This is a genomic window from Streptomyces sp. NPDC058758 (genome assembly GCF_042746075.1).
Taxonomy (GTDB): Bacteria; Actinomycetota; Actinomycetes; order Streptomycetales; family Streptomycetaceae; genus Streptomyces.
Window position 1 is genome coordinate 17,484 of record NZ_JBHYPS010000027.1, and the last position, 12,240, is coordinate 29,723.

The 12,240-nt window shown below is 77.3% G+C and carries 9 protein-coding genes; 3 read left to right on the forward strand and 6 right to left on the reverse strand.

Annotated elements, in window-relative coordinates; translation table 11 throughout:
- Nucleotides 1–7: 7 nt before the first annotated feature.
- From ACFW6A_RS26745 to ACFW6A_RS26755, 3 genes are read right to left on the reverse strand one after another with little or no spacing between them, the layout of a single operon-like run.
- Complete coding sequence (locus ACFW6A_RS26745) at nt 8–2,473, reverse strand: GTPase-associated protein 1-related protein (protein ID WP_386643473.1); 2,466 nt, start codon at nt 2,471–2,473, stop codon at nt 8–10.
- Complete coding sequence (locus tag ACFW6A_RS26750; RefSeq protein WP_351855461.1) at nt 2,470–3,720, reverse strand: hypothetical protein; 1,251 nt, start codon at nt 3,718–3,720, stop codon at nt 2,470–2,472. The genes ACFW6A_RS26745 and ACFW6A_RS26750 overlap by 4 nt, the downstream gene beginning before the upstream one ends.
- Nucleotide 3,721: 1 nt before the next feature.
- Nucleotides 3,722–5,932 (reverse strand): hypothetical protein, encoded by a 2,211-nt coding sequence (locus ACFW6A_RS26755; RefSeq protein ID WP_386643475.1) that lies wholly within the window; start codon nt 5,930–5,932, stop codon nt 3,722–3,724.
- Between the two features lie 588 nt (nt 5,933–6,520).
- On the opposite strand from ACFW6A_RS26755, the gene ACFW6A_RS26760 reads away from it, so the two are divergent.
- Entirely contained in the window at nt 6,521–7,186 is a 666-nt protein-coding gene (locus ACFW6A_RS26760) for a DsbA family protein (protein WP_386479729.1), read from the forward strand.
- A gap of 144 nt (nt 7,187–7,330) precedes the next feature.
- Nucleotides 7,331–8,101, forward strand: coding sequence for a hypothetical protein (locus tag ACFW6A_RS26765; protein WP_386643478.1), 771 nt, complete (start codon nt 7,331–7,333; stop codon nt 8,099–8,101).
- Nucleotides 8,102–8,132: 31 nt separating this feature from the next.
- On the opposite strand, the gene ACFW6A_RS26770 is transcribed toward ACFW6A_RS26765, so the two are convergent.
- Both ACFW6A_RS26770 and ACFW6A_RS26775 read right to left on the reverse strand, forming a co-directional pair.
- The gene (locus ACFW6A_RS26770; RefSeq protein ID WP_351855453.1) at nt 8,133–8,489 is read right to left on the reverse strand and encodes a hypothetical protein; all 357 of its coding nucleotides are present in this window, start codon (nt 8,487–8,489) and stop codon (nt 8,133–8,135) included.
- Between the two features lie 60 nt (nt 8,490–8,549).
- Complete coding sequence (locus ACFW6A_RS26775) at nt 8,550–9,335, reverse strand: SDR family oxidoreductase (RefSeq protein ID WP_351855450.1); 786 nt, start codon at nt 9,333–9,335, stop codon at nt 8,550–8,552.
- 334 nt (nt 9,336–9,669) lie between these two features.
- Here ACFW6A_RS26775 and ACFW6A_RS26780 point away from each other — a divergent pair, with 334 nt between their 5' ends.
- Nucleotides 9,670–9,969, forward strand: a complete 300-nt coding sequence (locus tag ACFW6A_RS26780) for a DUF6342 family protein (protein ID WP_386479721.1) — start codon at nt 9,670–9,672, stop codon at nt 9,967–9,969.
- Nucleotides 9,970–10,090: 121 nt separating this feature from the next.
- Here the strand turns inward: ACFW6A_RS26780 and fusA are convergent, their stop codons facing one another.
- On the reverse strand, nt 10,091–12,103 hold the full coding sequence (gene fusA, locus ACFW6A_RS26785; RefSeq protein ID WP_386643481.1) for an elongation factor G: 2,013 nt from the start codon (nt 12,101–12,103) through the stop codon (nt 10,091–10,093).
- Between the last annotated feature and the right edge of the window lie 137 nt (nt 12,104–12,240).

Sequence of the window (12,240 nt, forward strand, 5' to 3'; positions counted from 1 at the left end):
GAGCCGCTCACCTCCCCTCGTCGCGGGGCGGCCGGACGTCGCCCCAGCGGGGCTCCGGCGCCTTGTCCGGCCTGCGGACGGCGAAGCGGCGGAAGATCTGCTTCACCCCGCCGGGCGGCCGGCACCACTCCTCGAAGGCGGCGCGCCGCCCCGGCGCCGTCCGCGCGAGGTGGTCCGCCGCCTCCCGCAGCCGGTCCTCGGGCAGCCGGCGGACGACGGGCCGCAGCACCTCGTCGAGGAGCGCCAGCCGGGTCAGCTCCCAGACGGGGCCGACGCCCTGGTGGGAGGTCCACTGGAGGTAGCAGTCGGCCACCCGGTGCGGGGCGGTGAGGAAGTCGGTCAGGACGGGGGTGCGGGCCGCCTTGTCGTAGGCGTCGATGAGTCCGGGGTCGTTGCTCTCGGCGAGCGCCCGGACCTCCCCGTCCGGCCGGTTCGGCCGGAGCAGCAGCAGCGCCAGGGCGTGCTCGGCGCGCTTCCGGACGGCCGGCCGGGCGTCGTGGGACAGGGCCTGCACGCGGTGGACCAGCCCGCCGTGGGGGACGCTGGGGTCGCCGTCGGGGTGCTGGAGGGCCTGGACGAGGGCGAGGAGCCTGAGGTCGCCGAGGGCCGCCCGGCCGAGGGCCCCGCCGCCCTCGGCGAGCAGCTGCTTGGCGAGGAGCGGGGCGTCGGTGTCGTCGGCGGGCGCGTCGACGGCGGCGCTCACCAGGTCGTTCCAGGTGCCGGCCTGGTGGTGGAGGGCGACGCCCCGGCGGAGGAGGGCGGAGGCCTCCGCCGCCGTCGGGGCGCGGTCGGACCAGACGAGGCCCATCGCGGTGCGCAGCACCAGCGGGGTGCCGGGGCCGCCGTCCAGGCCGGCCCGCCGGAACAGCTCGTCCAGCACGGGGGCGCGGTTCGCGGTGCCGGCCGGCGGGGGCGCGGCGGCGGCGCACAGCCGCAGGTGGGGCCGGTCCCCGGGCCCGTCGAGCGGCGGCCGGGCGGTGCGCAGCGCGCCGGCGACGGCCGCCGGGTGGTCGGCGGCCCGGTCCTCCAGGAGGTCGAGGAGGCGCAGCCGCAGCGGTTCGGAGCCGGCCAGCACCTCGCGTACGCCGTCGGGGTCGGCCCCGGCCGGGTCCAGGATCTGCCGGCACAGCCGGTCGGCGAGACCGGGCAGCAGGTCGTCGTGTTCGACGCGCAGGGCCCGCGCGGTCCCCAGCAGTCCAGCGGTGCGCCGGTGCGGGGTGGTGGGGGTGGCGATCCCGGCCCGGACCGGTTCGCCCAGGTCGGCGGCGAGCCGCTCGCGGTACGGCTCCGGGAGCGCGCCCGGGTGCAGGGGCGGCGGGACGGCGGCGGGGTCGCGGACGGCCGCGGCGAGGAGCCGGGCGGTGAGGGGGGCGGCGACGGCGAGCGGGACGGTGTCGCGGAGGGCGGTGAGCAGGGTGGCGAGGGCGTCGGGGGCGAGGGCGCCGGGGCGGTCCTCGTCGCAGACGGCCCGCAGGAAGGCCTCCAGTTCGGCCTCGGCCAGGGCGCGGGGGTGGGCGGCGGCCCAGTCGGCGGCCCGGGCGACCGCGCCGGCCGGGACCGGGACGCCCCCGGCGAGGGCGAGCGCGGCGAGCGGTCCGGCGCCGAAGGGCTCGGCGCCCGGCAGTTCCCGGGCCCGCTCGAAGAGCCCCTCGGCGCCGGCCGCCCAGACGGCGGCGGCGGTCAGCGCCCACACGTCGCCGGTGGCGGGCGGGGCGGCGCGGGTGTCGGCGCGGTCGTGGACGGCGTAGCGGTGCGGCTGCCCGGTGACCGACCGGGCGTCCTCGGGGCGGACGCCGACGACCTGCTGGCGGGCGTGCTGGGGCCGCCGGGTGTAGGTGGTGAAGGTGAGGTTCCGGGCGACCTCCCGGGGCAGGGCGCCGCAGGCGAGGAGCAGCCAGTGGGCGACGTCCCGGGTGTCCTCCTCGGCGAGCACGACCTGCGGGGCCTGCGGGTCCTCGGCGAGGCGCCGCAGGTCGGCGAGGACGGCGGCGAGCCGGGGCCCCGCCTCGGCCGCGAAGACGGCGAGGGCGGTGCCGAGGCCGTGCGGGAGGCGGGGGGTGAGCCGGGGCAGGGGCTCCGGGGGGCCGCCCCCGGGGGTGCGGTCCGTCCATTCGGCGGCGCCCCACAGGGCGATCGGGAGCCGGTCGTCGGGGAGCGCCTCGCCCACGGGGACGAGGACGGCGTGGGCGTGGAAGTTGCCCCAGCGGCCGCTGTAGTCGGCGCCGGTGTAGACGGTGCGGCTCAGCAGTCCGCTGCCGTCCGACAGCCGGGTGAAGCCGAACATCTCGGGGAAGAGGCCGAGTTCGTCCTCGGTCGGCCGGGCCGGGGCGTCCCGGGGCGGTTCGTAGCCGACGAGCTGTTCGGCCTCGCGGAGCACCGCGTGCGGCACGCCGGGGCTGACGGCGGTGAAGCGGAAGCCGGAGCCGTCGGGTCCCGGCGGGGCGGAGGTGTAGTGCATCTGGAGGAGGCTCACGCGACCGGCACCCCCTTGCCGTTCTCGCGCGGCGGCTTGGCGACCGGCACGAGACCGCGCCGGGCGAGCAGCCACAGCAGCGGGTCCTCGACGCGCACCGGCTGGGGCCCGGCGGCGGGCGCGTCGGCGGGGGCCTCGTCGGGCGGTGGCGCGCCGAGGGCGGAGACGCCGAAGAGGGACACGTCGGAGAAGTCCCGTTCGAGCTGCCGCCAGAGGGATCCGGAGCCCCAGCCCTCCAGGAGCGAGCGGGTCTCCTCGTGGACGGCGAGCCGGTCGGCCTCGTCGAACCTTCCGCCGGGGTGGGGGGCGTTGCGGTGCAGCGGCGAGTGCGGGTCGAGCAGGCCCCGGACGGTGTCGGTCTTGGTGACGGCGACGGCGAGCGGGGTGTCGACCCGGCCCCGGGAGCCGCCGCGGCCGTGCGAGCGGAGCTGGGTGGCGAGTTCGGCGGCGATCTGGAGGGCGGGGGTGTCCCGGGCGGGCATCGGCCCGCCCCGGTCGCCGACGGTGTCGCGGACGGCGCCCAGCTGGAGCGGGTCGACGAGCAGCACGATCCCGTCGGCGGCACCCAGGTAGCGGGTGTAACGGGTCATGGACTCGGCGGACTTGAGGTCCTCGCCGGCCGCGTCGAAGAAGACCAGCGCGGTGTGCCGGCTGCCGTCCCGTCCGAAGCCCTTGCGGGGCAGGCTGAGCCGGTAGAGCAGCGGGTCGTTGAAGCCGGCCGCCGACGGCACGGTGGCGTCGGGCAGCCGCATCCGGTCGTACAGGTCCTCGGCCATCTCGCGGTCGCGCCGCTGGCTCTCGTCGCCCATGGCGGCGAGCGCCGCTCCGTAGGCCTGCCCGACCCGGTGGCGCAGTTCGTTGACGAGGACGGAGACGTAGGTGCTCTTGCCGGAGGCCTTCGCGCCGACCAGGGCGATGATCCGGCTGTCCTGCTCGCAGTAGTCGCTGGGCAGGTCGCTGTGGCAGTTGGCGCAGACCCGGACCGGGGTGGGCACCCCGCAGTGCGGGCATTCGGCGCGCGGCCCGGGCCCGCGCAGCCCGGCGAGGGTGCGGGGCACGGTGAAGACGGGCCCCCGCATGTACGCGGCGGGGGCGCGGGTCGATCCGGTGAAGCCCGCCCACAGGTCGTCCCGTTCGGGGTCGCAGGGGGTGCCGCCGCGCAGCCCGGTCCGCGCCATCAGGCAGCGGTAGGGCAGCCGGGCGGCCTGTGTGCGGTGAAAGCAGTAGGGGCAGATCACCGTCGTCATGTCAGCGCACCACCAGGATCGTGAGGGCGGGTTCTTCGAGGCGTACGGCTCCGGCCCCGTCGCCCAGCAGGAACGCGCGGAGCGCGTACGGCGGGCGGGACAGGTCCGGGGCCGGGGGGAGTTCGCGGGTCTGGAGCGGGGCGGCGGCGAGCGCCGCGCCGTCGATCCTGAGCAGGACGGTGCCGTCCTCGGCGTGCCGGGGCCGGACGGTGTCCCGGTGGACGAGGACGAGGGCGGGCAGCGGCACGTCCGGGTCGTGCCCGTGCGCGCTCACCTCCACGGCGTACGGCACCCGCCGGTGGAGCCCGCGCCGCCGGGTCAGCAGCCGGTAGCGGACGACGGCCTCCCCGGGCACGTCCACGCCGGCGGGGGCGCGGGGCACGCCGACGGTCGCGGCCGCGCCGCCGTCGGGCCGCGCCTCGGGGACGAGGGGCCGGAGCGTCACGTGCCGGGGGCCGGGGCCGAGGGGGAGCCGCAGGCCCTCGCGGACGTAGCGGCTGCGGCTGATCCGCAGCTCGCCGCCGTCCCAGGCGGCGTGCACGGCGCCCGCGCCGGCGGGCCAGTCGAAGAGCAGCCGCACCTGTCCGCCGGCCTCGCGCACGGCCCGGGGCGCGCCGACCGGGCCGGGCACGTCGAGGCGGACGCCGGGGCCGGCGAGGGCCCGCTCGCCGAGCACGGTCACGGCGCTGACGAGGCCGGTGAAGGCTTCGTCCGGCGTGGCGCCGCCGGGGTCGCCGTAGCGGGCCCAGGGCAGGGGGGCGGGCAGCGCGGCGGTGCGCAGTTCGGTGCCGGGGGCGGGGGCCGTGCCCTCGGGCCAGGTGACGAGCCGCACCTCGGAGCCCTCGCCGCCGTGCCCGGTGAAGCGCACCCCGCCGTCGGGGCCGGGTGCGGCGGTGAGCGCGGTGAGCGGGCGGGGCCAGGGGTGGACGGTGCCGGTGCGGCGGACTCCGGGCGAGTCCACCGTCCCGCCGTCCGGGGAGGGGTGACGCAGCGTCAACAGCAGCGTGTAGCCGCCGGGTTCGAGGCCGGTGAAGACGTGCTCCCCGGTGCGGTCGGCGGAGTGGCGGACCGTGGCGGCGCCGGGGCCCGGGCCGGTGGCGGGGCCGGTCAGGGTGAGGACGGCGGTGCAGGCGTTACGGGGCCGCCGCCACCGGGCGGTGATCCGGCCGGGCCCGTCGTCCAGGACGAGCTCTTCGGCGTCGGGCGCCACCAGCAGCGGATCCGACACGAGCGGAGCACCGGTCGGCCGCCCGTCCCGTACGGGGAAGGCGGCGTACCGGACCCGGAGCCCGACCGGCGGGTCGGCGTCGACCGCGGTGGACGCGGTGCCGGTGGCGCCGGGCACCGGGACGGGACGGTCGTGGCCGGGGGCGTCGCGCAGGACGCGCCAGTGGGTGCCGGGCCGGGCGGGCCAGGAGAGGGCCACCCGGCCGCCGTCGGCGGGCCGGGCCTCCAGCGGGGCGCGGTCGCCGGAGGGCGGGGTGCCGAGCCGGACGAGCCCCCGCACGGCCCCGTCGTCGTCGGAGGCGACGGACAGGACTCGCAGGTAGTGCGCCTCGGCGCGGTCGGGGCCGGCGCCGGCCGCCGCCGCGAGGGTTCGGTCGCAGTCGTCCAGGAGGCGGCGCAGCCGGGCGTCGAGGTCGGCGAGCCGGGGGTCGGCGCGCAGGACGTCCGGGCCGAGGGCGGCGACGGCGCGGGCGCAGGCCCGCAGCCGCCGCCGGGACCAGAGCGGGGCCAGCGCCTCGGCGGCGGCCCGCCGCCGGTCGTCGAGGACCGGGAGCGTCCGCGCGGCCTTCGCGAGGAGGCCGGCTTCGGCGGGGTCGAGGCCGAGGTCGGTGGCGCCCTGCCGGAGGAGGGGGAGGAGCTGGTAGAGGAGGACCCGGCGGAGCAGGGCGGGGTCGTGCCGCCGGATCCCGGCGAGGAGGCGCAGCACCGGTGCGTGCGAGGGCCGGGCGTCTGCGAGGGAGAGCAGGGCGGCCTCGTCGACGAGCCGCCGCCGGCGCGGGGTGCACAGGGCGACTCCGTCCAGGACGGAGACGAAGGCCTCACCGGACGAGGCTTCCTGAGCAACCGTCAGGGCCTCGCCCGCGTAGCGTAACCCCGCCGCCAGCTGACTTTCCGTCAGCTCCTTGTACTCGCGCGCGAGCGGGGCGAGGGGTAAGGAACCGAGGGCGCCGGGCAGGCCGAGCTGTTCACCGAAGCCCCGTCGCATCCCCCGTCCTTCGTACTCGCGCCGCCGCTGGCAGGGGTACATCCCAGCAGAAGAAACCGCTGCGCGCAGGCCCTTTACGGAGATCACCCAGGGTGCCGGAACGGGTGCGGAGGGTGGGTGGCGAGGAGGGGGAATGGAGGGGAGGGGAGGGGAGCGTGGGAGGGAGAGGGGGAGGGGGCCGCCGGCCGGGCTCGCCTCGCGCAGCGGCGGACGGCCGCACGGGCGTGCGGGCACCGTCCCCGGCCGGGCGCGGCGGCCGGCCGCCGACCGACCCGCTCGTACGGCGCCGCCGTGGCGCCGCGGACGGCCACGCCCGGCCCGGGGCCCGGGTTCCGCCCCCGGGCTGCCGCTGGAGGGTGGGGTGTGGGTCTCGCCCCCCGGGGTCGCCGTTGGAGGGTGGGGCATGGGTCCGCCCGCCCGGGGCCGTCGCCGGACTGCGGGGTGCGGATCCCGTCGCCGGGTCGCCGCCGGGCTGCGGGGTGTGTGCTCCCGTGCCTCGGCGGGGTGTCGGCGCGCGGTGGATTGGCCCAAGAAGACGGGGCCCGAGTTGCCCATGCCGCCGGACCGTCCGCCCGGCAGGCTGGCGTCATGACGATCGATCACGCCCCGCGTCCCCGCGCCGCCGACCCCGCCGTGGCCGTCGGGCCCACCCGCACCCGCGTCGACTTCTGGTTCGACCCCGCCTGCCCCTTCGCCTGGATCACCTCCCGCTGGATCCTGGAGGCGGAACGGCTCCGCGACCTCGACCTCGGGTTCCACGTGATGAGCCTGTACCTGCACAACGAGGGCAACGAACTGCCCGGCTGGTACCGGGACCTGGTGGACCGGTCGATCGGTCCCGTGCGGGTCGCCGTCGCCGCCGCCGAGCGGTGCGGCGAGGCGGTCCTGCGCGAGCTGTACACCGCGTACGGCACCCGCATCCACCAGCGCGGGGACAAGGACTTCGACCGGGTGGTCGCCGAGGCGCTGGAGGAGCTGGGGCTGCCCGCCGAGCTGGCCGGAGCCGCGTACGACGACGCGTACGACGAGGCCCTGCGGCGCCGGCACGACGCGGGCGCGGACCCGGCCTCCGGCCGCCACGTCGGCACGCCCACCCTCCACCTCGACGGCACCCCGTTCTTCGGCCCCGTGCTCGACGCGATCCCGCGCGGCGAGGCCGCCGCGGAACTCTTCGACGCGGTACGGGTGCTGGCGCGGCAGCCGCACTTCTTCGAGCTGAAGCGCGAGCGCACCGGAAGCCTCTCCTTCGCCTAGGACGCCCGGCCCGGTGCCGGCCCGGTGCCGGCGACGCGCCGGTGCCGGGACCGGAACCGCCCGCCGCCCCGGTCCGTCCTGTCCACGGGGCCTCCGGGGAGCCGGCGCCCCGTCGCTCTTCACCGCCGAGGTCCGAGGAGATCCATGACCGACACCGTCCACGCGCTGGCCGACCGCGCGCACGAACTGCTGGTGACGTTCCTGACCGACGGCCCCACCGCCGCGGGCGCCGCGGGCCTGGAGGACGTCGTCGCGCGCGGCGCGGCGCTCGGCCCCGACGGCGGATGGCTCGTCGCCGCGGGCCAGGTGAGCCTCGGCGTCCTGGACCTCGCGCACGGACGGGCCGACCGGGCGGTCCTCCGCCTCGACGCCGCCGTGGACCACGGGCTCAACGACTGCGTGATGCTGCACGCCGAGCCGCTGCGCCCGCTGCACGGCGACCCCCGCTTCCAGGCCCTCTACCGGCGGATGCGGATCACCCGCGGGGACCTCGACGAGGTCCTCTGGCTCCACCGGGAGATGCGGATCGCGATGCAGGAGGCGCAGGACGCGAGCGTCGACGACATCGGGCGCCTCGACACCGGGGTGTCGCCGCTGCCGCAGGCCCCCATGCCGACCCGCGCACCGCACACCCCCGGCGTCCTGGTCACCCGCCTCGACCTGTCCGTCACCCGGACCGCGCTCCAGCGGGTCGCCCTCAGAGCCCAGTTCCGGCGCGGCGCGGGCAACACCGCCCTCGACCTGATCGACGGCCCCCGGGACCCCGTGCGCGCCCGGCGCGACGCCTGGGACGCCGACGCGCTGGACTCCCGCCGTCAGCGGGCCGCCGAGGCCCGGGCCTTCGTCGAAGACCCGGGCGCCGGCGCCGTGTTGCTGCCCTGTCCGCCGCTGGGCTCGATCGCCCACCCGGTCTGAGGAGGTCCGGGGCACCGGCGGTGACGGGTGGTCAGGCCCGGGTCAGCGCGTCCTCGTCGACGCCGTCGAGGACGAACCCGTTGACGAACCGCACCCTGTACCCGGCCCGGCCCCCGGCGCCGGGGGCGTACGCCGCCGCGTGCCGGGTCACCTGCTGCCGGACCTGATCCATCATGGCGGCCGAGAAACCCGTCAGCTGGGCGGCGCGAGAGATCCGTTCGACCTCGTCGAGCGCGCTCTGCGCGACCCCGCCGGAGGACGTCCCCTCGGTGAAGCCCTCCACGAAGCCCTCCAGTCCCTCGGCCAGGGAGAGCGGACCGGGAGAGCCCTCCCCGGTGACCCGCACGTCCCTGGTCAGTCGCACCTTCGCGCCGGTCTCGTACGGCATGGCGTACCCCCTCGTCCGGCCACGGTCGTGGCCCCGGCCAGCGTAGGCCGCGAACGGCCCCTAGTGGACGGAGAATCCGCCGTCCACGAAGAGGGAGTGGCCCGTCACGTAGGCGGAGGCGGGGCTCGCCAGGAAGACGGCCGCGCCGGCGAAGTCCCCGGGGAGGCCGTTGCGGCCCGTCATCGTGCGGGCCGCCAGCGCGGCGACCTTCTCCGGGTCGGAGGAGAGCCGTTCGTTGAGCGGGGTCATCACGAAGCCGGGGACCAGCGTGTTGGCGGTGACGCCGTACGGGGACCACGCCTCGGCCTGCGAGCGGGCCAGCGACTCCAGCGCCCCCTTGGACACGCCGTACGCCCCGCTCTGCACGAACGCGCGGTGCGCCTGCTGGGAGGTGACGTGGATGATCCGCCCGTAGCCGCGCTCGGCCATGCCGGGCCCGAACCGCTGCCCGAGGAGGAACGGCGCCTCCAGGTTCACGGTCATCGTCGCGTCCCACACGTCCTCGCCGACCTCGGGGAAGGGTGGACGGAGGTTGATCCCGGCGCAGTTGACCAGGACGTCCGGCTCGCCGAACGCCTCCGCCGCCGCCTCCGCGCCCGCCCGGATCCCCTCCCGGGTGCTCAGGTCGGCGCTTACCCACGCCGCCTCGCCGCCGGCTGCCGCCAGCTCCGCGACCGTCGCGGCCAGTTCCGCCTCCTTGCGCGCCAGGACCACCACGCGCGCGCCGGCTCCGGCCAGCGCGCCCGCGATCGCCCGGCCGATGCCGGAACTGCCGCCGGTCACGAGCGCCGTGCGCCCTTCCAGGGAGAAGAGGCCGGAGAGGTATCCGGCGTGTTCGGTGGCCATGGGCGGTGCTCCTCGCGCGTGGTGACGACCCGGCCCGCCCGTGCGGAGGCGTCCCGGTGCCCGCATCCTGGCACACGCCCCGCGCCCCCCGGTGCCCGCCGCGGCCGTCCCTCCGCCCCGGCCGTCACGAGGCGTGTCCAGACGCTTTTCGGGCGTTTCACCAGGTCTGGTGCCGAGGGTGTCGATTCGCGACGAACCGGGTGGGAATCCAGTCATATTCACGCGGAGCGATGTCGTCGTGTGAACGAGCTGCGTAGGTTCTGTGCTCGGTTCGGGGCGTCCTGTGACGGTCCGGGCCACGGAGTTCTTCCACCGGAACCGGAGGGGACATCGCATGGCTGACATCGACCTCGGCGTGGCGTCGGACTGGGACGAGGGGGACACCCACGGCCGGGTCACGCTGCGACCGAACCAGGTCTACCCGAACTCGCCGAAGAAGGACGTGCTCATCAGCTCTCCGGTGAGCATCGAGCTGTCCGTGAACACGAACCACTCCACCTCCCAGGAGGCGGACAAGATCTACTTCACGACCCACCACGGCTCCACGAAGAAGATCATCGCGGTGCTCGACTCCGACGGGAACCTGCACATCGCCGGCCGCCTGATCACCGAGCAGAAGGACCTGGGCTACTAGGACGGCCCGGGGGCGCGGACGCCGCGGGCGGCCGCGTCCCCGCCGGGCCGGCGCGCGGGCGCCGGCCCGGCGGCCCGGTCCCTCACGGCCGTCGCCGGCCGTACGGGACCGGGCCCCGTGCTCAGCCCCTCACGGGCTCGTAGCCGGACGGGCGGGTGGCGAAGGTGCCGCGGCCCTGGGTGCGGCTGCGGAGACGGGTCGCGTAGCCGAACAGCTCGGCCAGCGGGACCGTCGCCGTCACCACCGACGTACCGCCCCTGACCCGCGAGTCCGTGACCCGGCCCCGGCGGGCCGCGAGGTCGCCGAGGACCCCGCCGACGGACTCGGCGGGGACGGTGACCGTCACCTCGGCCACCGGCTCCAGGAGCGTCAGCACGCTCGCCCGCAGGGCCTCCCGCAGCGCGGCGCGGCCCGCCGTGCGGAACGCGAGCTCCGAGGAGTCCTTCGGGTGCGTGGCGCCGTCCGTGAGCGTGACCCGGACGCCCGTCACCGGGTGCCCGCCGAGCGGGCCGTCGGCGAGCGCGTCCCGGCAGCCGGCCTCGACCGCCCGGACGTACTCCTGCGGCACCCGCCCGCCCGTCACCGTCGAGGCGAACGCGAACTCCTCCTCCCCCTCGCGCCCTTCGAGGGGCTGGACGTCGAGGACCACGTGGGCGAACTGGCCCGCGCCGCCCTCCTGTTTGACGTGCCGGTGGAGCAGGCCGGTGACGCCCTCCACCACCGTCTCGCGGTACGCGACCTGCGGACGCCCCACCGCGACCTCCAGGTCGCGCTCGCGCCGCAGCCGCTCCACGGCGACCTCCAGGTGCAGCTCGCCGAGGCCCGACAGCACGGTCTGGCCCGTCTCCGGGTCGGTCCGCACCACCAGCGACGGGTCCTCCTCGGCGAGCCGGGCGAGCCCGGCCGCCAGCCGGCCGGTGTCCGTGCTCCGGCGCGCCTCCACGGCCACCGAGACCACCGGGTCGGCGGTCACCGGCGGTTCGAGGACCACCGGCGCGTCCGGGGGGCACAGGGTGGCCCCGGCGCGGACGGCCTTCGGACCGACCACGGCGACGATCTCCCCGGCGGACCCGGCGGGCAGCTCCTCCGTCCGGTCGGCCTGCACCCGCAGCACGCGCGAGATCCGCTCCGTCCGTCCGGTCGCGGTGTCGAGCACGGTGTCCCCCTTCCCGAGCGTTCCCGCGTAGACGCGGACGTAGGTCATGCGGCCGGTGGGCGCCGCGTGCACCTTGAAGGCGAGCGCGACGAGCGGCGCGTGCGGGTCGGACGCCCGCTCCCCGCCGCCGACCGGGGGCCGGTCGGCGGGGGCGGGCAGATAGGCGACGATCGCGTCCAGGAGCGGTTCCACCCCCCGGTCGCGGTACGCCGAGCCGCACAGCACCACCACGGCGGTGCCGGCCAGGGTGAGCGCGCGCAGCGCCCGGGCGAGCGTCCCGTCGGAGAGGGCGCCGTCCGCGCAGAACTCCTCCAGGGCCCCGGGGTGCAGCTCCGCCACCCGCTCCTCCAGCTCCCGCCTGCGGCGCACCGCCTCGTCCCGCAGCCCGGCGGGCACGTCGGTCTCGGCGAGGACGCCGCCGTCCCACACGTACGCCCGCGTCCGGACCAGGTCCACCACGCCCCGGAAGCCGTCCTCGCGCCCGACGGGCAGCTGGACGGGGAGCGCGACGGCGCCGAGGCGGGAGCGGATCGACGCGACCGTCGTGTCGAGGTCGGCGCCCGCCCGGTCCATCTTGTTGACGAAGGCGATCCGGGGCACGCCGTGCCGGTCGGCCTGCCGCCACACCGTCTCGCTCTGCGGCTCGACGCCCGCGACCGCGTCGAAGACGGCCACGGCCCCGTCGAGGACGCGGAGCGCGCGCTCGACCTCGTCGGAGAAGTCGACGTGGCCGGGCGTGTCGATGAGGGTGATCCGGTGGTCCGCCCACGAGCAGCTGACGGCGGCGGCGGAGATGGTGATGCCCCGCTCCCGCTCCTGCGGGTCGAAGTCGGTGACGGTGGTGCCGTCGTGGACCTCGCCCCGCTTGTGGACGGCGCCGGTCAGGAACAGGATCCGCTCGGTGACGGTGGTCTTGCCCGCGTCGACGTGGGCGAGGATGCCGAGGTTGCGGACGCGGGGGTGCTGGGAGACGCGCACGGTGTCGTGCCTTTCGCTGCTGTACCGGGGAACGGGGCAGCGCGATTCCCGGACGCGGACGTGCGTCGGCGGGCCTGCGGTGACGGGCGCGCAGCCGTCACCGGCAGGAGGGAGAGGCGAGGATCACGTCGTACCGG